Annotated in this window: 19 protein-coding genes and 1 pseudogene; 10 read left to right on the top strand and 10 right to left on the bottom strand. The window is 43.8% G+C overall.

The annotated features are described in order from the left end of the window. Nucleotide 1: 1 nt before the first annotated feature. Together ACPEGP_RS01470 and ACPEGP_RS01465 are read right to left on the bottom strand one after the other, a co-directional pair. A complete protein-coding gene (locus ACPEGP_RS01470; RefSeq protein WP_289049933.1) occupies nt 2–1,021 on the bottom strand; it encodes an NADP-dependent oxidoreductase in 1,020 nt (339 codons plus the stop codon). 221 nt (nt 1,022–1,242) lie between these two features. Beyond that, a complete protein-coding gene (locus ACPEGP_RS01465) occupies nt 1,243–3,048 on the bottom strand; it encodes an acyl-CoA dehydrogenase (protein ID WP_423813709.1) in 1,806 nt (601 codons plus the stop codon). Nucleotides 3,049–3,249: 201 nt separating this feature from the next. On the opposite strand from ACPEGP_RS01465, the gene ACPEGP_RS01460 reads away from it, so the two are divergent. Continuing rightward, the gene (locus tag ACPEGP_RS01460) at nt 3,250–4,272 is read left to right on the top strand and encodes a GlxA family transcriptional regulator (RefSeq protein WP_423813708.1); all 1,023 of its coding nucleotides are present in this window, start codon (nt 3,250–3,252) and stop codon (nt 4,270–4,272) included. Between the two features lie 345 nt (nt 4,273–4,617). Here the strand turns inward: ACPEGP_RS01460 and ACPEGP_RS01455 are convergent, their stop codons facing one another. Next, nucleotides 4,618–5,841 (bottom strand): LD-carboxypeptidase, encoded by a 1,224-nt coding sequence (locus ACPEGP_RS01455; protein WP_423813707.1) that lies wholly within the window; start codon nt 5,839–5,841, stop codon nt 4,618–4,620. A gap of 260 nt (nt 5,842–6,101) precedes the next feature. On the opposite strand from ACPEGP_RS01455, the gene ACPEGP_RS01450 reads away from it, so the two are divergent. After that, entirely contained in the window at nt 6,102–6,554 is a 453-nt protein-coding gene (locus tag ACPEGP_RS01450) for a YkvA family protein (RefSeq protein WP_423813706.1), read from the top strand. A gap of 117 nt (nt 6,555–6,671) precedes the next feature. Here the strand turns inward: ACPEGP_RS01450 and ACPEGP_RS01445 are convergent, their stop codons facing one another. Both ACPEGP_RS01445 and ACPEGP_RS01440 read right to left on the bottom strand, forming a co-directional pair. After that, nucleotides 6,672–6,977 (bottom strand): hypothetical protein, encoded by a 306-nt coding sequence (locus ACPEGP_RS01445; RefSeq protein ID WP_144297070.1) that lies wholly within the window; start codon nt 6,975–6,977, stop codon nt 6,672–6,674. 57 nt (nt 6,978–7,034) lie between these two features. After that, entirely contained in the window at nt 7,035–7,592 is a 558-nt protein-coding gene (locus tag ACPEGP_RS01440; protein ID WP_200662793.1) for a hypothetical protein, read from the bottom strand. A gap of 286 nt (nt 7,593–7,878) precedes the next feature. Here ACPEGP_RS01440 and dnaQ point away from each other — a divergent pair. The 8 genes and pseudogenes from dnaQ (at nt 7,879) to ACPEGP_RS01400 (ending at nt 16,965) form a co-directional block, all read left to right on the top strand. After that, nucleotides 7,879–9,482 (top strand): annotated as a pseudogene (gene dnaQ / locus ACPEGP_RS01435) (DNA polymerase III subunit epsilon). 180 nt (nt 9,483–9,662) lie between these two features. Beyond that, the gene (locus ACPEGP_RS01430) at nt 9,663–11,345 is read left to right on the top strand and encodes a hypothetical protein (protein ID WP_423813705.1); all 1,683 of its coding nucleotides are present in this window, start codon (nt 9,663–9,665) and stop codon (nt 11,343–11,345) included. 125 nt (nt 11,346–11,470) lie between these two features. Further along, nucleotides 11,471–12,514, top strand: a complete 1,044-nt coding sequence (nudC, locus tag ACPEGP_RS01425; RefSeq protein ID WP_423813704.1) for an NAD(+) diphosphatase — start codon at nt 11,471–11,473, stop codon at nt 12,512–12,514. A 121-nt stretch (nt 12,515–12,635) separates the two neighbouring features. After that, nucleotides 12,636–13,487 carry an RnfABCDGE type electron transport complex subunit B gene (locus ACPEGP_RS01420; protein WP_144297075.1) on the top strand — a complete coding sequence of 284 codons (852 nt, stop codon included), beginning with the start codon at nt 12,636–12,638 and terminating at the stop codon, nt 13,485–13,487. Nucleotides 13,488–13,540: 53 nt separating this feature from the next. Continuing rightward, nucleotides 13,541–14,236 (top strand): endonuclease III, encoded by a 696-nt coding sequence (gene nth / locus ACPEGP_RS01415; protein ID WP_102077140.1) that lies wholly within the window; start codon nt 13,541–13,543, stop codon nt 14,234–14,236. 509 nt (nt 14,237–14,745) lie between these two features. Further along, nucleotides 14,746–15,912, top strand: coding sequence for a methionine adenosyltransferase (gene metK, locus ACPEGP_RS01410; protein ID WP_191691369.1), 1,167 nt, complete (start codon nt 14,746–14,748; stop codon nt 15,910–15,912). Between the two features lie 208 nt (nt 15,913–16,120). Then, nucleotides 16,121–16,417, top strand: a complete 297-nt coding sequence (locus ACPEGP_RS01405) for a DUF3144 domain-containing protein (protein ID WP_102077162.1) — start codon at nt 16,121–16,123, stop codon at nt 16,415–16,417. A 218-nt stretch (nt 16,418–16,635) separates the two neighbouring features. Continuing rightward, the gene (locus ACPEGP_RS01400; RefSeq protein WP_144297078.1) at nt 16,636–16,965 is read left to right on the top strand and encodes a hypothetical protein; all 330 of its coding nucleotides are present in this window, start codon (nt 16,636–16,638) and stop codon (nt 16,963–16,965) included. A gap of 356 nt (nt 16,966–17,321) precedes the next feature. Here ACPEGP_RS01400 and ACPEGP_RS01395 read toward each other — a convergent pair whose 3' ends face one another. From ACPEGP_RS01395 to ACPEGP_RS01375, 5 genes are all read right to left on the bottom strand, one after another. Then, nucleotides 17,322–18,971, bottom strand: coding sequence for a BCCT family transporter (locus ACPEGP_RS01395; protein ID WP_423813703.1), 1,650 nt, complete (start codon nt 18,969–18,971; stop codon nt 17,322–17,324). Nucleotides 18,972–19,103: 132 nt separating this feature from the next. After that, nucleotides 19,104–20,354 (bottom strand): PQQ-dependent sugar dehydrogenase, encoded by a 1,251-nt coding sequence (locus ACPEGP_RS01390; RefSeq protein WP_423813702.1) that lies wholly within the window; start codon nt 20,352–20,354, stop codon nt 19,104–19,106. A gap of 206 nt (nt 20,355–20,560) precedes the next feature. Beyond that, nucleotides 20,561–23,158, bottom strand: coding sequence for an ATP-dependent chaperone ClpB (clpB, locus tag ACPEGP_RS01385; RefSeq protein ID WP_423813701.1), 2,598 nt, complete (start codon nt 23,156–23,158; stop codon nt 20,561–20,563). A gap of 389 nt (nt 23,159–23,547) precedes the next feature. After that, nucleotides 23,548–24,111 (bottom strand): L,D-transpeptidase family protein, encoded by a 564-nt coding sequence (locus ACPEGP_RS01380; RefSeq protein WP_423813700.1) that lies wholly within the window; start codon nt 24,109–24,111, stop codon nt 23,548–23,550. A gap of 131 nt (nt 24,112–24,242) precedes the next feature. After that, on the bottom strand, nt 24,243–25,028 hold the full coding sequence (locus ACPEGP_RS01375) for an SDR family NAD(P)-dependent oxidoreductase (protein WP_423813699.1): 786 nt from the start codon (nt 25,026–25,028) through the stop codon (nt 24,243–24,245). Between the last annotated feature and the right edge of the window lie 14 nt (nt 25,029–25,042).

Raw genomic sequence — 25,042 nt, 5'->3', positions numbered from 1 at the left:
TTTATCCCTCTACCTTAAGTACCAGTTTACCGAAGTTTTCACCTTTAAAGAGCATCATCAGGGTATCTGGGAACGTCTCGATGCCTTCAACGATATGGTCTTTTACTTTAATGTCGCCTGACCCAATCCAGCCAGCAATATCTTTCATCGCCGTCGGATACTCTTTGATATTATCAAAGACGACGATGCCTTCCATACGTGCACGATTGACCAATAATGACAGATAATTTGATGGCCCTTTGACCTCTGTGGTGTTGTTATATTGGCTAATCGCACCGCAAATTACGATACGGGCATGCAGATTAATTTGCGTCAGCACATCATTTAAAATATCGCCACCGACGTTGTCAAAAAAGACATCAACGCCGTTTGGACAGGCCTGCTTTAAGCCTTTTTTCACATTTTCGTTTTTATAATCTATAGCAGCATCAAAACCTAGCTCATCGACTAAGAACTTACATTTTTCACTACCACCAGCGATACCAACAACGCGGCAGCCTTTGAGTTTGGCAATTTGCCCAACTAAGCTACCAACCGCGCCCGCAGCGCCAGAAATAACCACAGTCTCGCCAGCTTTTGGTGCGCCGGTTTTTAATAAGCCAAAATAGCCCGTCATACCCGGCATACCGAGCACGCCCAAGTAATAAGACAATGGCGCAAGGCTCGGATCGACTTTATGTAGACCTGTACCATCGCTGACTGCATACGACTGCACGCCGTTATGACCTACGACATAATCGCCAACAGCAAACTTCTCATGCTTACTTTCAATGACTTTACCCACCGTTCCTGCACGCATTACCTCGCCAATCTGTACGGGCGGTATATAAGATTTTGCATCGTTTAGCCAACCACGCATTGCAGGATCCATCGAAATATATTCAATTTTTATCAGCAGCTCACCATCTGAGATAGTCGGCAGTTCTGTCTCGGTATATTCCCACGTATCAGCGTTTGGTGCGCCCACAGGTCTTGCTTTTAAGCGCCACTGCTTATTGATCTGTTTGTTATCAGCTGTCATTATTTATTCCTTTAAATTTTTATAAAAAGCCATTGGTATCGTTTGCTTAAAAAGAGTTTATTCAAAATAAGCCAAATATATTAAAAAGCGTTCTTCTGGGATAAATTTTTCTCGCTTGCTGTGCGCTTTGCACTCTAGAGGCTTCGAAAAATTTACCCCAGCATCACTTTTAGCATCCTATTAGTAGATATTGTTATGTTAAAAACTTACCAAACAATCTCTTAAAACCATTCTACTTGCATATCGGTACAGACCGCATTGTCACTATTTAATAGCTCAATATCGCGCTTGATTAACGGCAATTCCCAATCAATAAAGTATTTTGCTGCTTGGATTTTTCCATGATAGAAGTTTTGCTTATCGACGTCGGCCGTATCATTTAATAATTGCTCAGCTTTACTCGCTTGGCGAATCCAAATCCAACTCACTACGATGGAGGCAAAGATATTCATCAAGGCCTGCGCATTACCCGTCAGCGTCATGGCTTTTTCCGTTTGTAGAATTTTGCTTAAATGCACGAGCACTTCATGTAAATGACCCATATAAGGCATCAGTTTGCCAGCAAGTTTGGCGGTTTCGGGTGTACTGATACTTTCTAAATCTTCGGTAATTTCACGTTTGAGAATTTGAATACCGAGTCCGCCTTTTTGCCATAACTTACGAAATGACAAATCTAGTGCCTGTACGCCATTTGTGCCTTCATGAATGGGATTGAGACGATTGTCACGCCAAAACTGCTCGGCTTGATATTCACGTGTATAGCCTGCGCCGCCCAATACTTGAATACCTAAATCATTGGCCTTTGGACCGTATTCAGATGGCCATGCTTTGAGTACTGGCGTAAGTAAGTCCAATAACTCTGATAGCTCAGCTTTTAGCGTGGCATCTTCACAGGTGTTGATACGGTCAATGAGATTGGAGCCATATAGACAGAGTGAAATACCGCCCTCGCTATAGGCTTTTTGCGCCAGCAGCATGCGCTTAACGTCACCATGCTGAATGATTGCCGTTGCCGCATCTTCAGGCTTATTATTCGGTGCGATTCTGCCCTGCGTTCTGTCTTTGGCATAATCGAGCGAATACTGATAACCGCGATAGCCAATCATCGCTGCACCAAAGCCAACTGCGATACGCGCTTCGTTCATCATTTTAAACATGTAGCGCAGGCCAAAATGCTCTTCACCGATAAGATAGCCGTGACAATCGCCTGCATCGCCAAAACTTAACGCCGTAGAAGTTGCGCCGCGATAGCCAAGTTTATGAATAAGTCCAGTTAAATGGACGTCATTACGCTCGCCGACTGATAAATCATCGTTTAAACGATACTTGGGTACGGCAAATAACGAAATACCTTTAACGCCAGCGGGTCCACCCGGCACTTTGGCTAATACCAAATGCACGATATTGTCAGACAGTTCGTGATCGCCTGCTGAGATATAAATCTTGCTGCCTTTGATACGGTATGATCCGTCTTCTTGTTTCACGGCAGTGGTTTTGATATCGGCAAGCGACGAGCCTGCATGTGGTTCTGTTAATGCCATGGTGCCAGTGAATTCACCGGTTAGCATACGCGGCATAAAGGCATTTTTAATCTCATCACTGGCGAAATGAGAAATGACATTAATCGCCGCCGTGGTTAAAAACGGATAAGCGGTGGTCGATGGGTTGGCCGCCATAAAATAGCCTGCTACCGCCGTCATCACGGTTTCGGGTAATTGCATGCCGCCATCGTCAAAACTATAACGACCCGCGATAAAGCCCGACTCGCGAAAGGCATCAAAAGCAACCTTTACGTCGTCTATCATGCTGACTTTTTTGCCGTCAAACTGCGGCTCGTTTTTATCCGCTACGTGGTTGTGCGGTAAAAATAGCTGGGTGGCGATTTTATTGGCGGTGCCTAATACCGCATCAAAGGTTTCGCGGCTGTGTTCTGCAAACTTTGCATGCTCGGTTAAATGCTCAACCCCCAATACATCGTAGAGTTGGAACGGTAATTCAAAGTCGTTGATAAGCGTATCTGCTGCCATAGTCATTTCCCTATTATGATAATGATAAATAAGCGGTGATGAATAAGTGATGCATTGATATTAATCTAATTTAACGCCTTACCGTATTGTCATTTATGACATAATTATGGTCAAATAAGACAAAATTAATATGCTAATTTGGGAAAAACTGCTAATAAACTGACATTTTAAATACGTCTTTTCATAGGAAAATAAGCACTTATGCCCTACTTTAAACCCTTTAAGGTCATTATTATCGGCTTCGATGGCGTGCTTGGCAGCGCTTTGACAGGCGCATTAGATTTATTTTCGTTCACCGGAGTGAGTTGGCAGCGCTTTTTGGATGAAGAAGTAGAACCAAGATTTAATGTGCAAATTGCCAGTCTTGGCAGCGTTGATATCAGATGTAGCAACCGCTTAATCATGCAAGCGCATTGCGATATTCAGGAAGTCACAGAGTGCGACTTATTATTAATTCCAACCATTGGCGATTCCATCGATAAAGTCTTGAGCCAAAATAACGCTCTAATTCCGCATTTGCAGCGACTGGCAAATACCAAAGCCGATATCGCTAGTAACTGTAGCGGCGCGTTCTTTTTAGCAAAAGCAGGCTTGCTCGATGGCAAAGTAGCTACCACCCATTGGGGTTATGCCAGTAAGTTTAAGGCAGATTTTCCACTGGTTGATTTGCAAGAAAACCAATTTGTCACTCAATCAAAAAGCCAGTCAAAAGAACAATCGGGCAATATATTTTGTGCGGCAGGCGGTAGCGCCTTTTATGACTTGGGATTATTGTTAATCGAGCGTTATTGCGGGCGTGAAATTTCTACCCAAGTGGCAAAAACTCAGATTATTGATAGTAAACGCGGTAATCAAAACAGCTATACCAATGTGACATTGCATAAACCGCATGCGGACCAATTGGTTCAGCAAGTACAAGAGTTTATCGAGGAAAACTTCAAACAACCCATTCAAGTTAGCGGCTTGGCAGCGATGGTCAATATCACCCCGCGCACACTGAATAGACGCTTTCAATCCTGCGTGGCGATGCGCCCGATTGAGTATATTCAAGCCGTTAGAATTGAGCAGGCGAAGCGTTTATTAGAATTGGGCGATGTGACGATAAAATCGCTCGCTGAGCAAGTCGGTTACGATGATATCTCGTCATTTACGCGGCTATTTAAACGCGCTACTGAGCTAACCCCGAAAGAATATCAGGATAAATTTTCACGCTTGGCGATTTAACTTTATAACGCCAATCTCAACTTATCGTAGGCTTTTGATTTTTATAGAATTTAAAATTCTAATTGTTTTAACTGAAATTTTAAAAACTAAGTAAACCAATACCTTAGAAAAACAAGTTGAGAGTGGGGTCTTTATAGTAGATTTGTTAGAAGTAATACGTTGCTGCAACAAATTTATCGCAGCAACAATTTTTATATAATTCATTCGATATAAAAACGATACGATGAAACGTTTTTTTCGTAGCCTATGTCGGCGTAGGCACAGCACGCAAGAAAAACAACGTTTCATTGAGCGACTTGATGGCTACGTATCTGATTTATTTGGATTCGACTATAGACCTAATTTTTATTGCCACAAGCCTTCGACAAGAATGGCATCTGCTTTAATCGTTGGATAGTCGCTAAACATCAATTGATAACCGCCAGCGTTATTTGGGCGAAGCTGACATGTGGCACCCAGCGGAAAGCTGTATTTTTGTCCAATATGACCAAAGCGCATACCGCTATAAATCGGCAATCCTGTCAGCTGATGCAATTGACGAATCACGGTGGCGACATCATAACGCTTATCATAACTGTCCTCACCACTACCCGATAACGCACCAAATACAATCGCTTGCTGACCTTTAAACACCCTTGCCAAATACAAATCATATAGCATGCGCTCGATGCGGTAAGCTTGCTCGCCGACGTCTTCTAAAAATACGATACCATCTTTGATCCGTGGTAAGTACTCACTCCCTGCCAGTGCCGATACTACGCTGAGATTGCCGCCCCAAATGGTGCCGGTTAGCGTTTTAGGTTCAGTGTTTGTCAAAATACTGGGTAAATTTACACTGGTTAAAGACGCATCTGCTATATTAATCGTCAAATTAGAATTGGTTAATGCTTCTACGAATTGGCGACAGCTGACTTGATCCGGTTTGGTTTTGCCAAACTCGCTATAAAGCATTGGCGCCGCAAGCGAGCTCATACTGCCTTTTGCCAGTAGCGCACACTGGATCGCCGTCACATCGCTAAAGCCCGCCAGTATCGTACCGCGCTCCTTCATAATACGCCCAAGCGTTGACCAATCCACCATTGGTAATACTCGCACTGCACCGTAGCCACCACGTACCCCAAGTAGCAGTTTAGGTGCTTTTATCGCACCCGTAGCGATGTTTTGCAAGTCACTGGCACGCTGCGAATCCGTACCCGCAAAGCGCAAATACTGCCGTTTGGTAATTGCCGGATTATCCACTTTAAAACCCGCGCAGGCTAAACGCTCTAACGCCAACTCATTACGTTCGTCACTACCACCGACATTAGAGCTAGCAAAAAGCCGCGTTTCAATCGTTGGGACGATACATCTTGCTGGCGCTGGTTGTGCCTCACCTTTAAAAGACAAATGCTCATCTGAAAACGCTGTTGGTAAATCATCCTTGGTAAGCTGCGTACCGCTATCTTGCTCAATAGCATTTGTAGCCAACGCCCGAGTGATATTTTGCGTCGCTAGAAGCCCTGCTCCGGCACCAATACCAACGTGACGTAAAAACTGGCGACGATTTAACTTGGATGATATCTTAGTCATAATGCTACCTTTTTTACCGTTTAATTGCTGCTTACCCTAGCAACCATTATTGAAACAAAGCGCGTATTATAACGCAGGTTGGGATACTATTTAGTACTCGAGCAGTATAGAACGCTTAAGTCAGGAGCATTTGGCATTTTAATAGACAACAAAACGATACAGAGTTACTTACCGTCTTATTTGGCTACAGACCCGACTCTTGCTATAGTAAAAAGCGCTGAACAACAAACAATAATGATAGATATAAAAGGATTATAAAGATGGCTGAGCAAGAAAGTGCAAAAGAGAAAGACAATAAAAGTCTGATCGATAGTATTAAAATCATCTTAGGTAAAGAAGATAAGCTGAAGGATCAACTCGAAAAAGAAAAAGGTCTTGAGAGTTATGCTAAGGATTTGCTCCTGCTGATGAGCTTAGTCAAAGACTACTATAAAGGCAACTATCGCAATATCCCTTATAAAACCATTTCAGCAGCCGTGGTTGGACTGCTTTACGTGATCAACCCTATCGATATCATTCCTGACTTTATCCCCTTTATCGGTCATATCGATGACGTCTTGGTACTCAGATTTTGTCTAAAACTTGTAGAAAAGGATTTGGCAAAATACAAAAGCTGGAAAAATGAGCAAACAGCGTCGAAAGACGCAACTTCAAAGCATAGCGATAAAAAGTTAGAGGATAAAAGTAAACGCTTAAAGAAAACAGATAAATAATCTGGTAAGCAATCCCATAAAAAACACGGTCAATGACGCCTGCACTGACCGTGTTTTTTATAGACCTAAAATAGAAAATTTTAAATGTATTTAAGCACTCAGCCTTTTAATTTTTTATTAATCAGGCACATCATAGCTTGGCTTTTCTGGATTTAGACCAAACGAGTAGACAAAGGTGCCTATAAGGCTATTAATGATAATAAATGGCAAATCAATGGCCACATGGCCGAGTAAATAGCGGCCGATGAGCCACGACACAATCAGCATAATTATGAAAAATGCACCGAGATATCCTAAGATAGTTGGATGTTTGAGATGATAAGGCTGCTCAGGTTTTGGCTGTTTATCGAGGATATAGGTTCTTACTGCCCAACCGGCCGCGTAACAAAATCCGCCTAACACCACATAACTAAAAAAATTCATATTGCCCGACTCTGATTAGAGGGTTGTTTATCATAAATACTGCTTTATAAAGGCCAATTACATACTGTCATTGACGTTATCAATAACGATATTGGCGTGAGGATTGGCTAAAATATCGGTATTAACGTCATCACATTCGACGCGATAAATGGTATTGGCACCGCGATAAATGTAAGACAAGTACTCACTATCTAGTAGCGGATCGATATTGGCATAAACAGGCTTCACATGCGCCAACACCAGCACTCTGTCTGGACGACCAATCACCGCATCGACATTATCAGGGTCGATAGAAAAATACGTCGGGATATCACTTTTTGCAAGCACTTCTAACGGTTCAGCGTCATCCCAAACGCGCTTAGCGCTAGCAGGCTCTTTCATTTGCATGACCCAACCGCCGCCCTGTTGGCTGACTTTTATTTGCGCTGGCTCATCATGGCTGACCGTATAGCAGCCTGCAAATATGGATAAATCCGCTGGCGCCTCAGCTTTTTTGGCATCAGCCGGCGTATTACTGTCATTACAGGCACTCAAAAACAGCGCGCTACTTGCGACCAGAGCAACCATTAAAGGCGTTAATTTTTTATTCAAAACACTCGAGCTTACGGACATCATCGATTTATCCTGCATTGGTACATAAAAGCTTATATTGTGCTTATTGTGCTAAGGCATGTCCGCACAATCAAAGCTATTTTAACAGAAAACGGCAGCGTTACCGCTATGATATGTGCTTTTGCCCTTTTATGGTTTTTATTCCTAGCAGTCACTGATAGATAAGCGACCATAAACAAGCAAGATTTGCTATACTCAACCCTAAAATAGATGGTGCTAGCCTGTGCAAAAATAACGCTAGAAACCCTCTTTGCTCGATGTTTATTACTTATTAGGCTCATACTTTTTTATGTCAGAAAACTCTACTTCAGCGCGTTCATTTAATACGAGCAATCCGCTTGCTGCCAAAGCAAATATGACGGTTGCTTATACCGACGGCGCTTGTAAAGGCAATCCGGGTGCTGGTGGTTGGGGGGCGCACCTAATTTTTAGCGATGGGCAGACGCAGGATTTGTATGGCGGTGAAAAAGTAACTACTAATAATCGCATGGAGCTGATGGGTGCGATACAAGCATTGACCCATAGTCCGCGTGCGCAAACCCTTGAGATTTGGACAGACTCAAGCTATGTTAAAAAAGGCATCACCGAATGGATTGAAGGCTGGAAAAAACGCGGCTGGAAAACGGCCAGCAAAAAACCGGTGGCCAATCAAGACCTTTGGCAGCAATTAGACGCGCTTTGCCAGCAGCGCGATGTTGCTTGGCACTGGGTGAAAGGTCACGCGGGACACGCGGGCAATGAAAAAGCGGATGAGCTAGCAAATTTGGGCGTGACGTCTAGCAGTGAAGATTTGAAAACGGCTAGCTTGCAAGATGCGGCTAAAAAAAAGATCTTCTAATGGCTGATAAAAAACAAAATCCAAGCGATGATTGGTTAAAATTTGACCCATTAGGCTTTGATATGATGGATGATGAGCTTGATGAGTCGCTATTAGATGGTCAAAATCTTACTGACGATATGGTAAATACAATAACAAATACAATGGCAAACACAGATATGTTAGTGGAAGAGAATCACAATCCGTACAATGCTAGCGAACCCATGAGACACACCGATATGCCAGATATAAATACCAATATGGATACTGAAGTAGAAACTAAAACGGAAGCTCGCATAGACACGGACACACCGACATTCGATGGTGACACTAGCCGAGCCAATCCGCATTTTATACCCCTGCTACCCAAACCTATCCACCGCCATGAATCTGACCGCCAGCTCATTATGGATACGGAGACCACCGGTCTTGATCCCATGAAGGGCGACCGCATTATTGAGGTCGGTATCGTAGAGTTAGTCGGGCGTAAATTTACCGGCGAGAAACTGCACGTCTACATCAATCCGCAGCGCGGAATGGATGAGGAGGTGATTCGTATTCACGGAATCTCTGAAGCGTTTTTAACCGATAAACCGACCTTTGATCAAGTGGCTCAAGCGCTTTATGACTTTATGGACGGTGCCGAAATCATCGCTCATAACGCTACCTTTGATATGAACTTCTTAAATATGGAGTTTGCCAAAGTTGGCATGCACGACTTTGCCGAGCGCGTACGAGTGACCGACTCTTTGATGATGGCAAAACAGCAATATCCGGGGCAAAAAAATACCCTAGATGCTCTGGTTCGTCGCTTAGATGTCGGTAAACAAGACCGTACTTTCCACGGCGCATTACTTGACTCGGAGATTTTGGCGGAAGTTTATCTGGCGATGACCGGTGGGCAAGTCACGCTGGCGATTGAGGAAGATACCCAAGCCGATGGCGGACATACTGCCCATGCAAACTTTGCCGGTTTGGCGGCTTTATTGCTCGAGTCAAGCAGTAATGAGAGCGCCAATCAAGGCTGGTATGCGTCGCTTGCGGACGATTATCCTGCGCTTAAAGATAAAATGTAACCCGTGAAGCATAAGTCATTAAAACGGTTTTTTATATGAACATAACGCCTTATACTGACCGTTAAGTAAGTAAATCTTGATTGTTATGCCGATAAGCGTTAAAACCTTATTTATAGACATTTTCAAATGCTCATCTAAACCTTTGCTATTTTCATCAGTACGTCATGGGAAAAAACAACTATGAATCCTTCTACACAAATGAAATTAACCGCCCCGACCTTGAGTGTGACTGATTTTAACCTACCATCGCTGCATTTATTGCACGATGAAATTAAGGTCATTTTAAAAGATACTGAAATTCATTTGGGCGAATTTAATGATGATGATAGCCAAGCGCCTTTATTGTTAGACTCTATTATTGTCCTAAAACAGCTGTCTTGTATTTTTCAGCTGATATCTTCGGTCGGGGCAGAAGTGCTCAATAACGCCATCGTCAATGGCTTGCAAAAACTTTATGACAGCCGTGATAATAATGATAGCGCTTTGATTATGGATTTATCAGAAGCCATTATGACGCTTGATCGTTATATTGAGTTTATTTTGCTGACCGAATCGGTAGAGCCGACTTTACTCCTGCCTATCATCAATAGACTCAACGCTCATGGGCAAACAGCACCAATCGATGCCGATTATTTTGCCGCCTTTGGTCATAGCAGCGTCATTATTGCCAACCCAGAAAACAACTTTCAACCGCTTAACGAGCTCAATCTTGATAGCGAATTATTAACTTATGCTTATCGTAGTGGACTTGGCGTTGCCTTATTAAATCAAGACGGTAAGGTAAGTGAGGATGAGCAGCAAAAACTCGATGCGATGTCGGCAGCGTGCGCTTTGATAGCAGCAAATACCAACAGTCTGTTTTGGCAAGCAGCCACCGCTGCCGTTACAGATATTGCCAGCATCTTACCGCTAAGCTTAAGCCAAAAACACACGCTTATCTATTTAGAGCAGCAGTTTCAAAGCTATCTGCCGGTTATGGACACGCGCTTTGCGCACTTGGTCAGCTTTGCTTGCCAGCGCGATACCAAAGAAGCTCAAACGCTGCGTGAGCTATATGCTGCCAATCAATTGGAAGACTCACAGCGCAAACAAATGGCGCAGTTCCTATTTGGACCCAATCGTGCTTTAACCGATACCTTAAACATCATTATTCAAGCGCAAATCAACACCATCAAAGAAAATGTCGATAGCTACGCACGCGGTGATTCTATCAACCCTGTTGATATGCAAACCTCGCAAATCACCGAGCAACTGACTGAGCTGCGTTCAGCTTTTCAGTTATTGGGTCTGGCAAATGCTGCAAACAGTCTCAATGCTGCCGCAGAAGCGGTGAAAAAATGGCGCGCGCCTACGCCAGAAGATTTTGACCATTTATTACTCGCTTTGATGCACGCAGAAAATGCCACTATCGCCATGGCAGAGATGCATACCCCTGGGGCAATCTATTTACCTTTGAATAATCCGCATATATCATTGCATCAGCTGAATACTGCCTATGATACCCTGATACAAGAAAGCCGTACGGCGATTGCCAGCGCCGAACAAGCCATCACCGATTATTTGGCTGAGCCTGAGCGCGATGTATTAAATATTCAAAATATTCCTGAAATGCTGCGCCAAGTGTCAGGTGCAGTGCGCTTTTTACAGCTGCCAACGCCCGCCAGTATGCTTAGCCAATTGGCAAGTTATTTACAGCAGCGTATTAATAGTGGTGCACGTCTAGATGATGGTACTTTGGCTTATATTGCTGATGTCATTATGGCCGTTGACCATCATTTAGATGGCTTTGAAAACAATCGCCCAGTCAGTAAGCAAGCGTTAGATGTTGGGCAACAAAGCTTAAGCCAACTGCTTGCGGCATAATTTTAGCGTACTAAATAAGTAGGTTATATAGCTTACTTATTTAAATATTAGTTAACTGTTTATGTGAAATAGACTCGTATCCGTTTGGGTACGAGTCTGTGTTTGATTGTTTGGAAACTGAACCTATGAGCCTTGCCTTTATACTTCGTGACGAGACGATTTTATGCCGTCAAACGCTTCATGGCTGGTGGCCTGTGCAGGTTGAGTTACCACAGTTGAATAATGATACAGGATTAAGTCATGAGACTCAGCCCGCCTATCAAGTTGGACGAGTGACGCTACTTGAAAGCTTAGCGCCGACCCATTGGCTACCTAATGATGATAGCCGTCAAAACAAAAACAGCTTGACTGCTTTTGAAAGCGAAACTGCTAATACATTTACTACTAATGCTTTTACGTCAAAAGCTACCTTAGCAATGACTTATGATTATGCGATAGCAAACCATGTTACGTTGCCTAAAATTTTAGAAAATGCTGAGTTAGAAAGTCGCGATTTAACAAGCAATAATAAAGAAAAAAATACTTTAGGTAATGACGAGTGTGCTTTTATTGCGTATCGCCTGCTTATTACACAGCTGCCATTTGCCTTATCTGACCAACTTAGCCAAGCCATACAGTTGTTACGCTGGCAAGCAGACACACGGTTTTGTAGTCGCTGCGCAGCTCCTGTTGTCCATGCCAACCACGGTGAGCGCGCGATGGTCTGTCCTGTTTGCCGCTTACGTCAGTATCCACGTGTGCAGCCGTGTATCATTACCGCCATTACCCGACCCAATCCGCAAACGGGTGCCATGCAAATTTTATTGGCGCACCATCATCGTTATGGGCAACAAAAAACCCCTCAACAAGCGCTACAATATGGTTTGATTGCCGGTTTTGTAGAGGTCGGTGAAAGTTTAGAGCATGCGGTGGTACGCGAAGTGGCAGAAGAGGTAAATATTAGTCTCAAAGACATTCGCTATGTCAGCAGTCAACCTTGGCCATTTCCGTCCAATTTGATGCTCGGCTTTCGGGCGGCGTATGCGGGTGGAGATATCGTCATACAAGAAGACGAGCTGTCACACGCCGATTTTTTTGACCTGACAAATTTACCAAAAATACCGTTTAAAGGTAGTATTGCCTATGCGCTGATTGCACAAATTGCTCATGAACAAGGCATCTCGCTCTAATCGATATTTAATTTATAAGACCAAGATGTCTTTTATTAAATATCAATGCTCTTGATAAATAACGCTATTACCCTGTTTTCTCATATTAGCACTTAGTACTAATATAAAGGTTTTACATTAAATGCAAAGCACTACCAGTAACAACAGCAATCTTATCCGTCTCGCCAATTTGCCTATCTTGTTCGATAGCTTGGACCTAGAGCGCTTGCCTACCGCAACCCAAGCAAAGATTGCGCGTATTGATGCCTGCCTACCGCAAACCCAATGCGGGCTTTGTGACCATGCCGATGGCTGCTTGCCGTACGCGGTGGCGATTGTTATTGATAATGAGCCTTATAATAAATGTGTGCCCGGCGGTCAGCCGGTGACCGATGCGATTGCGCAAATCATCAATCAAGATAGTAGCGATACACAACCACTTAACGCTGAGCCGTCAAAATGGCCGATAGATGTAAGCTCTCAGCGTCCAGTAGAAGTGCGCGCGGTGATTCGAGAAGATGATTGTATTGGCTGTACCAAGTGTATCCCCGCCTGCCCTGTTGACGCCATCGTCGGGACTGGTAAGCATATGCATACTATTTTTACGGACTTATGCACGGGCTGTGAGCTATGTATCGCGCCCTGCCCAGTTGATTGCATAGACTTAGTCACCGTTGAGCGTACCCAATCGACAGCTGAACGCACGCTTGAACAAGAGGATTTGCGCCAACGTTATCATACGCATTTAAGACGCGTGAGTAAGCAGCTAGCGGATAGCAGCAATAGCAAGCCGGTGGTCAGCATGGTAGAAGCCAAGCTAAATAATGCCGCCAGTCAATCGTTAAATATCAGCGAAGAACAAGCAAAAAATACCATTGCCGCAGCTAAACTACGCAGTAAAATCAAGAAGTTAGAAAAGCAGCTGAGCGTACGGCCTAATGAGAGCAAACAGACGGAGCTTGAAGCATTACAAACTGAGCTTGCCCAACTTTAATATCCCATCTCTAATTTTGAATAACCAATGAATAAAACAGTGCTAACAATACCATGAGTAAAACCGTTAAACATAAAACTGCCGATACGCCGCCATCGAGGCGCATGCCCAATCGTGATGTGCGCCCGTTTTTTGAGAAGTTGGCTGCGACGATTGATGAGCCAGTGACTGAGCTCAATTATAACAGCAACTTTGAGCTGCTTATCGCCGTCATATTATCGGCGCAGGCGACCGATGTCAGCGTCAATATCGCCACCAACCAGCTTTATCCGGTTGCCAATACGCCCGAGTCCATTTTGGCATTAGGCGAAGAAGGACTAAAAGCGTATATTAAGAATATCGGTTTATATAACGCCAAAGCCAAAAACGTTATCAAAACCTGCCGTGACTTGATTGAGAAGTTTGATAGCACCGTTCCTGATAACCGTAAAGATTTAGAGTCTCTAGCAGGTGTCGGGCGTAAGACGGCAAACGTGGTGTTAAATACCGCCTTTGGACAGCCGACGATGGCGGTCGATACCCATATCTTTCGCGTCGGCAATCGTACTGGCCTTGCTACGGGTAAAAACGTCTTAATCGTTGAGAAAAAACTGCTCGAACGTATTCCCGATGACTTTATCGTAGATGCGCATCATTATCTGATTTTGCATGGGCGCTATACTTGTCAAGCTCGCACGCCAAAATGCGGCGCGTGTCCTGTTTATGAAGAATGTATGTTTAAAGACAAAGCCAAGTTTTTAGAGTTATAGTTTAGAGTTAAAAATTGAAGTCACCGTTTAAAACAATCATTTTAAACATTAGGGTATATATTATGCTTTTCATATCCACTGAAAATTGCTCATAACAAAACGAACCTACAGATAGCATGCTACTTAACGACTATAGGCGCATTGTTGAGGTTTACTTATCGTATAACAAGCGCAGCTCACTAGAGTTTTGTCACGTTTCGAGTTAGAATAAGCCTATTTTTAGCCTGATGCGCCAGACTAATCATCTCTTATATCGTCAGGCAATAAACCCGTTACAGGTAAATGCTTAGTATTAATTATCATTTATGCTAACACATAGAAACTGGCTAAGTTGAACCATATTTTTAAAACCTATTTAGTAAATACCTTTTTTATAAACGAATTTAGCAGCACCCATTTATCAAAAATTTAACGCCGAGCAATTGATTTGTTTGGTCAATATTAATTAAAGCAGCGCTCAGACGTTATGCTTTTTCCTATCTTTATTGATTCAATTAAGCGATCCCATTATGCGCGAATACAACTTATTTACCTCAGAATCTGTGAGCGAAGGTCATCCTGACAAAATGGCTGACCAAATATCAGATGCTATTCTTGATGCCATCTTACGTGAAGACCTTCATGCCCGCGTTGCCTGCGAAACACTGGTTAAAACTGGCGCGGTCATCTTAGCAGGCGAAGTGACCACGACTGCCAATATCGACGTTGAGCGTATCGTCCGTGATACGGTAAATGGCATCGGCTATCATCACTCAGACTTGGGTTTTGATGGTGAGACTTGTGCCGTTATTAATATGCTCGGTAAGCAGTCGCCAGAAATCGCCCAAGGGGTTGATCGTAGCAGCCCTGAAGAACAAGGGGCAGGCGACCAAGGCTTGATGTTTGGTTATGCCAGCAATGAGACTGAAGTATTGATGCCCGCGCCTATCGAATATGCGCATCGCTTGATGGAGCGTCAATCTGAGCTGCGCCGCGCTGGTGAATTGCCTTGGCTACGTCCCGATGCCAAAGCACAAGTGACCCTCAAATACGACGGTAATAAACCGATTGCCATTGATGCCGTGGTGTTATCAACGCAGCATGATCCAAGCATCTCACAAACAGATTTGCAAGAAGCGGTCATGGAATCGATTATCAAACAAGTACTGCCAGCAGACTTATTGCATGCTGGTACGCGCTATCATATCAACCCAACTGGCAAATTTGTCATCGGTGGTCCTGTCGGCGATGCTGGTTTGACTGGTCGTAAAATTATCGTCGATACTTACGGCGGTATGGCGCGTCATGGTGGCGGTGCCTTTAGTGGCAAAGATCCTTCAAAAGTCGATCGCAGTGCAGCATACGCGGTGCGATACGTGGCCAAAAATATTGTCGCCGCCGGTATTGCTGATCGCTGTGAAGTACAAGTCAGCTATGCGATTGGCGTTGCTGAACCGACTTCGATTTCAATTAATACTTTTGGCACTAATAAAATCAGCAACGATGAAATTATCAGCTTGATTCGTAAACATTTTGACCTACGTCCTTATGGTATTACACGTATGCTCAATTTATTGCAGCCAATGTATCAGCAAACTTCAACCTTTGGACATTTCGGTCGTCAAGGTTCTGAAACTGCCTTTACGTGGGAAAAAACGGACAAAGCAGAAACTTTAAAAGCCGATGCAGGTTTATAAGACTGTTTCCATTTTTTAGATGTATTCGGTCTTTATACTTATCAATTTTAAAGACCGCTATGATATATTCAAATTTACTTACCATTCTTAGGAGTCGCTTATGTCTCAAGACAATATGCCAGACAATGCTCAAAATGACGCGCTAAACGACGCTTTAAATAATAGCCAAAATGACGAAATTGATACCGCTCTTGAAATCACTCCTGAAATGCAAGCGTTCTATCAACGTGCTGACGAAATCATTGGCGTCGCCAATAGTCAACTGGGCCCTAACGCGCACTCAGGTCAAGTCGGCGCGTCCTTGCTGTATGCAGCAGCGCGTTATAGTGCGTCAGTTGCCTCGATTGGCTTTGTAAAAGGTGATGATTTTGCCAAAGAAAAAGACGATATCGTTGAGTTTTATACCAAACAATATCGCCAAATGTTAAGCGACAACTTGACTGATTACGCACAAAACTTTGATAAATATGTGCAGCTTAATAAAGAGGATAAACCTGCGCAGTAAGTTTATAAAAGCTCTAAGTTTATAAAAGCTCAGTCAAGAAACGTATAAGAATTAATATCAAAAGCCCAAGCCTTCGTAGCTTGGGTTTTTTGTTACTCTAATAATATGCTTATTAAATATCAGCGACGAATTAAAAAACGAATAGCACATTTGCTTTTTGTTTGAAACTGGCGTTTAATGCAAAAATAAATGATAAAAACGATATAAGGATATTTATTATGCGCGCGCTCTCTACTTTCAAACTTACAGTCACCATAAGCTTTATGCTAGCTTTAGCAGGTTGTAACAATATTAGTTCTAACTCAAACCCGATGCCTGATAGCACGCCCATTCAGCCGCCCGCCTCTAACACCAGTCAACCCCCAAAAGGCCTTGTAGCACAGTGTCCAACCTTTGACCCTGCAAAAACCATGTGTACAGCGCAATACGATCCGGTCTGCGTAAAAACGCAAGTCGGCTCAGTGATAAGCTATCGTACGGCGGGCAATGCTTGCTCAGCTTGTAGCACTCCTGAAGCCGTCAGCTATGTCAAAGGTGAATGTTTATAGTGACAGTGTGGCTGTAAAATTGTCGTTGTGAAAATTACCAGTTTAAAACCTATAAATGATTAAATGTCCATAAAAAATCCTAAGACAACGATGCATCTTAGGATTTTAAATGACAATTATTATATTGTGTTTTTAAGTAAAACCAACGGCAGCTAACTACATTATTGGTTTAATAAAAATGATTTTAAAGCCGATATTTTTAGAACCGCTAATAGTAGGTTCTCTTTAAATCAATCAGTGCGACTGGGATGAATTTTGCGTAGCCTCTGTGATAGCGGCAAGCAAGGAAAATTTATACCAGTTGCACGTGCTAACTCACGTATCTATTGATTTCAAACCGACTATACGCAGCTTAATTAATCACCTTTAACAATTTTAGGCGGACCTTTTAATAAGTCCTCATCGACAAACTCACTGGCCGAATTATGGTCAGCTGACTCATCGGTAATATAACGCTGCTGATTGCGATATAAGATAAGTCGGTCGCGGCTCATACCGCGCAGTAACGCATACATCATCACAAAGATGACCAACGCAAAAGGTAGACCTGCCACAATAGCCGCCGCTTGCAGGGCATCTAAACCGCCCGCTGCCAATAATATGGCGGCAATCAAACCTTGCATCAGCGCCCAAAACAAACGCTGGATTTTGGGTGGATTGGTATCACCGCCCGCCGTCAGCATATCGATGACAAAACTGGCTGAGTCTGATGAGGTCACAAACCAAAGGACAATCATCACCACAATTAATAAGGTAATCGGTTTGGTCAATGGATAATATTCAACCAGCTTAAAGATGGCACTACCGTAATCGGCTTGCACTGCCGCGACCAATCCTGGGCTAACTACCTCAGGATTCATGCCGGCGAGCATCTCCATCTGTATCGCCACACCGCCAAAAGTCGTAAACCAAAAAAACAAAATCGTCATCGGAATCAGCAGCACGCCAAATACAAACTCACGAATGGTACGTCCACGGCTGATACGCGCAATAAAAACACCGACAAATGGCGACCAGCTGACCCACCATGCCCAATAAAATATCGTCCAAGCTTTTTGCCAATCAGTATTACTATAGGCTTCGCTCCACGTCGACAACGTGACGATGTTTGCCAAGTAGTTGCCTACGTTTTCTATAAAACTGTCAAAGATAAATAGCGTCGGGCCTAAAATTACCATAAACGCCAATAAAATACCGGTCAGCCCCATATTAATATCACTAAGACGTTTTATGCCTTTATCAAGACCGAGCATCAGTGAACCACAAGCTAATGAGGTCACAAAAGCAATGATAATAAACTGTATCGTTAAAGTAGAGGGAATACCAAATAATCCCTCAAGGCCCGCGTTAATTTGCATAACGCCAAGACCTAAAGAGGTCACCACCCCAAACATTGTCCCAAACACGGCTAAGACATCGACCGTATGCCCCCATTTACCATAAATCCTTTGTCCAAGAATAGGATAAAGGGTTGAGCGTATCGATAATGGCAGGCCACGGCGAAAATGGAAATACGCGAGCGACAGCGCAACGATAGTATAAATCGCCCATGCATGCAGCCCCCAATGCAAAAATGACAGATTCATCGCTTGTTTTGCCGACTCAAGGGTTTCTGCTTCCCCAAGCGGCGGTGCCATAAAATGATATAAAGGCTCAGCCGTCCCCCAATACACCAGTCCAATCCCGATGCCCGCCGAAAACAACATTGCAATCCATGAAAATAAGCTATATTGCGGTCGCTCCGTCTGTTTGCCTAGACGTATATCACCGTAGCGACTGGCAGTCAGATAAATACAGAATACCAATGCCATATTGAATAAGATGATAAACAACCAGCGGAATTTTTCGGCGATAAAGGCCTGTAAGAAGCTAAAAAGTGTTGCTGCCGTTTCAGAAAATAACGAACCAAAGATAATAAAACCGACGATTAAGACACTTGAGGTAATAAACACCGGTTTATTTACCTTTGGAAAGGGTCCAAGTTTACTTACTTTTACTTCGTTCATTGGCTAAAACCTTAAATTTAAGAAAGGCTACCTTAACAAACTGCGCCCTAATTATCAATTTACTACAAGATAAGGGCGACTAGACTCTTTTATTAGTAATATGACTCGCAGTCTAATTAGTTATTTAAATGGCTATCGAGGTAGTAATTGCAGCAGCCTACCTTTATCGCCATCTTCTAATAACCACACTTGCCCATCGACAGTTAAGACACTACGAATTCGTTCACCCATATCATAGCGGTAGCGTTCGGCAGCGCCGTTATTGTCAGCAAACTTAACCACGATAAGCGCTTTTGATGACAAGCCGCTGATAAGGGCATTACCTTGCCACGCTGGGAAATCATTATATTTACCAGTCTGATAAATGCTAATCGACGACGGTGATATTACAGGCGTCCACGATATTTTTGGTACAGCAAAATCAGGACGCGTATCATGATCAGGGATATCCGTCCCGGAATAATTGCGTCCGTTCGAGACCACGGGCCAGCCGTAATTATTGCCTTTTTCTATCAGATTAAATTCGTCACCACCGCGCGGCCCCATTTCATGCGCCCACAACCTACCTTTATCATCGAATGCCATACCAAGTACGTTACGATGACCAATCGTCCAAAATTGGGCGGCAATGTCGCTACCATTTTGTGCAAATGGATTATCGGCTGGCACTGAACCATCGCCATGTAATCTGATAATTTTTCCCAGATTCACACTCATATCTTGGGCTGGTGTTTTTTCTTGACGCTCACCTGAGCTGATATATAAATACTGCCCGTCAGGTGAAAAAAGCAAGCGATGGCTATAATGCCCTTGTCCTTTTAGTTTCGGGGTTTGCTCCCAGATGGGCGTTATGGCTTGCAAGCGTGGCGCGTCAGTATCTAAGCCCGTTAATGTGGCTTTGATAACTTTTGCCCCAAATTTATTACTGTCGCTTCCTGTGCCCGCCTCGACATAGCTGATATAGATATTATTAGAAGTAGCAAAATCCGGCGCAAGAATGATATCGCCAAGTCCGCCCTGCCCGCCATACGCCACTTTTGGCACACCATTAACGCTTGTCTTGACACCTGTTGCCGTATCAACAATCAAAAGCTCGCCTGCTTTTTGGGTTATGAGCAGTTTGAGTGGCTGATTATGAATGCGAGGTAATGCGGTCATTGCCCAAGGTTCATCGAAGCTAGCGACCGTCTTGGTTGTAAAAGTAGGTTTTTCAGTATTGGCTAGAGACTCATTGACAGAGGCTTGCCCTTCTTTATACTCGGTCAAATCGTTATTGGTATTGACGGTGGCAGGATTGGAGCATGCAGAAGCACTAAACAGCAGTGATGTCATGACTAATGATAATAGTAATGGCGTGTTTGTTGATTTCTCATTGGTTATCATCCTGATGTCACCTCCCTTAAATTTTTCATATTCTTATATGCACTATCATTATTTATACCACAATCAAAGCGCGCAAACGGTAAATAATATTGGCACAAAAAAAACCCCTTACCTGCCTATATAAAAATAGGCAAATAAGGGGTTTTTAGGTTTATACCATTTAGCAAATAATATTTAATCAATGCACGTTAAAACGAACGTTTATTTTAGCTCATTCTAAGCTTATCAAAGGTCAAATTATCATCAGCGCCGACATCAATTTTGATGATATCGCCTGGAACAAAATCACCGGCCAGCAGTTTCAATGACAATGGGTTTTCGATCTCTTGCTGAATAGCACGTTTGAGTGGACGCGCACCATACACAGGGTCATAACCCACTGCGACCAATTTATTCATCGCATCTGCCGACAGCTCGATATCCATCTCACGCTCTTGAATACGTTGACGTAAACGATCCAATTGAATATCGGCAATACCTGCCATCTGCGACATACCAAGCGGATGGAAAACCACAATTTCATCAATACGGTTGACGAACTCTGGGCGGAAATGCTGCCCGACCGACTCCATGACTTCCGCTTTGATATCCTCGTAGCTCTCACCGACCATTTCTTGGATTTTATGCGAACCCAAGTTACTGGTCATAATAATGACGGTATTTTTAAAGTCGACCACGCGGCCTTGCGAATCGGTCAAGCGACCATCGTCTAGCACTTGTAGCAAGATATTAAACACATCAGGATGCGCTTTTTCGACCTCATCAAACAATATCACGCTATAAGGCTTACGGCGTACCGCTTCGGTCAACGTACCGCCCTCTTCATAACCGACATAACCTGGAGGTGCGCCCACCAAACGACTGACGCTGTGTTTCTCCATGTACTCACTCATGTCGATACGAACAATTGCATCCTCACTATCAAACAAGAAGTTCGCCAGTGATTTGGTCAACTCCGTTTTACCGACACCCGTTGGTCCAAGGAACAAGAACGACCCAGAAGGACGATTCGGATCCGACAAACCAGCTCGGCTACGGCGCACGGCATTAGCGACAGCTTCGACAGCTTCGTCCTGACCGATGACGCGCTCATGGAGTTTTTCTTCCATCGCCAGCATTTTGTCACGCTCACCTTGCATCATTTTGCTCACTGGAATACCAGTCGCCGCTGCTACGACTTCGGCGATTTCGTTATCCGTGACTTTATTACGTAGCAGTTTTACACCGCTATCTTCACCGCTCTGTTCTTTTTGCTCTGCCAAATCAGACTCATGAATACGGCGCTCAAGCTGCGGAATGGTTTCATACTGCAGCTTACTCATGGTCTCATAGTCGCCTTCGCGGCTGGCTTTGTCATAAGCGATACGCGCTTTGTCCAGCTCGTCTTTTAGCTGCTGACTGCCTTTAACCAGCGCTTTTTCCGCTTGCCAAATCTCATTAAGATCGGCGTACTCTTTTTCTAGCTCTTCGATTTGACTATCAAGCACTTTACGCTCGGCTTGTGCGCCCGCATCTTCTTCGTTTTTGAGTACTTCACGCTGCATTTTTAACTGAATCAAACGGCTATCAAGCTTACCGAGTGCTTCAGGTTTGCTGTCCATTTCCATACGTAGGCGACTTGCCGCTTCATCGATTAAATCAATCGCCTTATCTGGCAATTTGCGATCGGTAATATAACGATGGCTCATGCGCGCTGCCGCAATAATCGCGCTGTCTTGGATATCGACACCGTGATGCAGCTCATAACGCTCTTTTAGACCACGCAAAATCGCAATGGTGTCTTCAACCGTTGGCTCATCGACCAGCACTTTTTGGAAACGGCGCTCAAGCGCAGCATCTTTTTCGATAAATTGACGATACTCGTCCAAGGTCGTTGCACCGACGCAGTGCAGCTCACCGCGAGCAAGCGCAGGTTTTAGCATGTTGCCTGCATCCATCGCGCCTTCTGACTTACCAGCACCGACCATGGTGTGCAGCTCATCAATAAATAAGATGACATTACCTTCTTGCTTCGCCAAATCACTAAGAACCGCTTTGAGACGCTCTTCAAACTCACCGCGGAATTTTGCCCCCGCAATAAGCGCCCCTAAGTCTAACGACAGCACTTCTTTACGGCGCAGTCCTTCTGGCACATCACCATTGATAATTTTTTGCGCCAAGCCTTCAACGATGGCGGTTTTACCAACACCTGGTTCACCGATGAGCACAGGGTTGTTTTTGGTACGACGCGATAGCACCTGAATGGTACGGCGAATCTCTTCGTCACGACCAATCACCGGATCGAGCTTACCAAGCTCCGCCTGCTCAGTTAAATTAATGGTATATTTATTCAACGCATCACGCTGATCTTCGGCATTTTGATTATTCACCGTTTCATCACCTCGCAGTTGCTCAATGACCGCTTTTAGTTTACTTGCCGTCACCCCAGCACTTTCAAATATCTTTTTGGTGTCGCCTTGCTCAGCAAGTGCCAACATCACCCATTCAGTGGCGATAAAATCATCGCCCTCTTTTTGCGCTTGGCGATCGGCCAAGTTCAAAATCTTCACCGAATTTGGGTTTAGATTAACGTCACCAGTTGGCTCGCTAATTGTCGCCTGATTGTCAAGCGCTTTTGCCACGCCATTTTTTAATGCTGGAATAGACGCGCCGGCTTGCTGACAAATAGATAAGTTAGACTCATCTTGTAGCAATACGGCCAGCAAATGCACAGGGTCAATCCCAGTGTGGTCGCGACCTAGCGCCAAACTTTGGGCTTCTTGAATCGCTGATTGCAATTTTTGGGTAAATTTCTCGAATCTCATAGTGTGTCCTTTAATCATTAATAGTCGTTTGTATCTGCTAGTCGCTGCGGCTTTTTATAAGTATTCAGATGCCGCAAGCTTTTCGTTGTTATCTATATAAGGTTTGTTGAGTAATATTTCAATGTCATTTTAACTATTGTCAATAGTATTTATTGACTTGTTGGTACCGACCTATGCAGCATATATATGAGCAAAAATAAAATCTGCAAAAAAAATAAAACCTTACTCATAACAATGATATAACGTTAAAGTATTAATAGGCACATTTATAAGAGATTTCAAGAGAGATTAGTAAAGAAAAATTAGGAAGTCTTGAGGCTGTACAAACACAGAGAAATGTATTTTAGCGGACGACTAAAACAGTCAAATGCGGGAGATTAACAAACTATTTATTCTACAATTTCGATCGGTGTACCAATCTTTACCGCAGCCATGATTTCATCCATCTCATCATTGGTCACGGCTATACAGCCTTCCGTCCAATCGCGTTGCTGGTTCAGTAGACCCAATGCACCAAAACCGTTTTTTTGCCCATGAATCATGATATCACCGCCAGCACTGACACCTCGCGATTTGGCTCGGGCTTTATCGGTAGTATTTGGATAACTTATGTGGATAGAGCGGTAATATCCAGATTTTTCATTTTTATAATCGAGTGTATAGCTGCCAACAGGGGTACGCTGGTCGCCTTGTTGCTGCTTATGACCGACAGGATTGCCACCGAGCGCAATATGATAAGCTTTAATCATCTTATTATCGCTTAACAACTGCAGGGTACGAGCAGATTTATCGACAAAAACTTTATCAACCACAATATTGTTAAGCATGGCTTGTTTGTTCTCTGAAACACCCTCAGCAGCAACGGCACTCGTGCTAGTCATGATAGCGAGGCTAATACCCATGACAATAAATAACCAAGGTGAATATTTACTATTTATATTGAAAAAAGACATAGCTTTTGCTTCTTAAAGGTAAGCGTTCATTGATAAAATCATCTTTGATAAGATAGCAAAAGACTATGCCAAGTTTATGCAAACGTTATAAATTAAACTTAAATTTGCTGCAATCAAAATCTAAAATCACCTTACACCATACGAATTGCACCATCTAGGCGAATCACTTCACCATTTAAGTAAGCATTATCGATAATATGTGTGACCAATTTAGCAAACTCACTAGGGTTGCCCAAACGCTTCGGATAAGGCACGCCTGCTTCTAGCTGTTCGCGCGCTTTTTCAGGGATAGTCTCCATCATCGGCGTGGCAAAAACACCAGGAGCAATCGTCATGACGCGAATACCATGACGTGCCAGCTCACGCGCTAGCGGTAAAGTCAGGCCAACGACGCCCGCTTTAGATGACGCATAACTGGCTTGCCCGACTTGCCCATCAAAAGCGGCGATAGAAGCGGTATTGATGATAATACCGTTATCGGCATTTTGCGCACTATCAGCGTTGGTATTGGCGGCGACACGCTTTGCAATACTAGCTGCCACCAAACGTGCGACATTAAACGAGCCGACTTGATTGATAGTAACGCCGCGTGTGAACGCCTCTAGATCCGCTGGGTTATTGTCACGGTCGAGTAGCTTTTGTACCACAGCGATGCCCGCGCAGTTGATAGAGCCTTGCAGACTACCAAAGTCCGTCTCAGCGGTAGCGACTGCCGCTTGTACGTCATCGCCGCTGGTGACATCACAGCGCACAAAGCGAACGTTATCGCCAAGCTCACGGGCTAAAGCTGTCCCCGCCTCTTCATTGAGGTCCGCGATGACTACTTTTCCGCCTTGCGCAGTGATAGCGCGAACCACGGCTTCGCCTAACCCTGAAGCGCCGCCAGTGACTAAAAAGCTGTGTTGTTCAATTTGCATAATCCTTCCTTTTA

It is taken from the genome of Psychrobacter sp. 219-2-C (genome assembly GCF_049560815.1).
In the GTDB taxonomy this organism is placed as follows: Bacteria; Pseudomonadota; Gammaproteobacteria; order Pseudomonadales; family Moraxellaceae; genus Psychrobacter; species Psychrobacter faecalis.
Note: the sequence above shows the minus strand (reverse complement) of the source record. Positions and strands in the feature narration are given on the sequence as shown.

What these genes read in the sequence shown, in the direction of transcription:
- ACPEGP_RS01470 (WP_289049933.1), bottom strand. Translation starts at nt 1,021, where the DNA reads ATGACAGCTGATAACAAACAGATCAATAAGCAGTGGCGCTTAAAAGCA.
- ACPEGP_RS01465 (WP_423813709.1), bottom strand. Translation starts at nt 3,048, where the DNA reads ATGGCAGCAGATACGCTTATCAACGACTTTGAATTACCGTTCCAACTC.
- ACPEGP_RS01460 (WP_423813708.1), top strand. Translation starts at nt 3,250, where the DNA reads ATGCCCTACTTTAAACCCTTTAAGGTCATTATTATCGGCTTCGATGGC.
- ACPEGP_RS01455 (WP_423813707.1), bottom strand. Translation starts at nt 5,841, where the DNA reads ATGACTAAGATATCATCCAAGTTAAATCGTCGCCAGTTTTTACGTCAC.
- ACPEGP_RS01450 (WP_423813706.1), top strand. Translation starts at nt 6,102, where the DNA reads ATGGCTGAGCAAGAAAGTGCAAAAGAGAAAGACAATAAAAGTCTGATC.
- ACPEGP_RS01445 (WP_144297070.1), bottom strand. Translation starts at nt 6,977, where the DNA reads ATGAATTTTTTTAGTTATGTGGTGTTAGGCGGATTTTGTTACGCGGCC.
- ACPEGP_RS01440 (WP_200662793.1), bottom strand. Translation starts at nt 7,592, where the DNA reads ATGATGTCCGTAAGCTCGAGTGTTTTGAATAAAAAATTAACGCCTTTA.
- ACPEGP_RS01430 (WP_423813705.1), top strand. Translation starts at nt 9,663, where the DNA reads ATGAATCCTTCTACACAAATGAAATTAACCGCCCCGACCTTGAGTGTG.
- nudC (WP_423813704.1), top strand. Translation starts at nt 11,471, where the DNA reads ATGAGCCTTGCCTTTATACTTCGTGACGAGACGATTTTATGCCGTCAA.
- ACPEGP_RS01420 (WP_144297075.1), top strand. Translation starts at nt 12,636, where the DNA reads ATGCAAAGCACTACCAGTAACAACAGCAATCTTATCCGTCTCGCCAAT.
- nth (WP_102077140.1), top strand. Translation starts at nt 13,541, where the DNA reads ATGAGTAAAACCGTTAAACATAAAACTGCCGATACGCCGCCATCGAGG.
- metK (WP_191691369.1), top strand. Translation starts at nt 14,746, where the DNA reads ATGCGCGAATACAACTTATTTACCTCAGAATCTGTGAGCGAAGGTCAT.
- ACPEGP_RS01405 (WP_102077162.1), top strand. Translation starts at nt 16,121, where the DNA reads ATGCAAGCGTTCTATCAACGTGCTGACGAAATCATTGGCGTCGCCAAT.
- ACPEGP_RS01400 (WP_144297078.1), top strand. Translation starts at nt 16,636, where the DNA reads ATGCGCGCGCTCTCTACTTTCAAACTTACAGTCACCATAAGCTTTATG.
- ACPEGP_RS01395 (WP_423813703.1), bottom strand. Translation starts at nt 18,971, where the DNA reads ATGAACGAAGTAAAAGTAAGTAAACTTGGACCCTTTCCAAAGGTAAAT.
- ACPEGP_RS01390 (WP_423813702.1), bottom strand. Translation starts at nt 20,354, where the DNA reads ATGATAACCAATGAGAAATCAACAAACACGCCATTACTATTATCATTA.
- clpB (WP_423813701.1), bottom strand. Translation starts at nt 23,158, where the DNA reads ATGAGATTCGAGAAATTTACCCAAAAATTGCAATCAGCGATTCAAGAA.
- ACPEGP_RS01380 (WP_423813700.1), bottom strand. Translation starts at nt 24,111, where the DNA reads ATGTCTTTTTTCAATATAAATAGTAAATATTCACCTTGGTTATTTATT.
- ACPEGP_RS01375 (WP_423813699.1), bottom strand. Translation starts at nt 25,028, where the DNA reads ATGCAAATTGAACAACACAGCTTTTTAGTCACTGGCGGCGCTTCAGGG.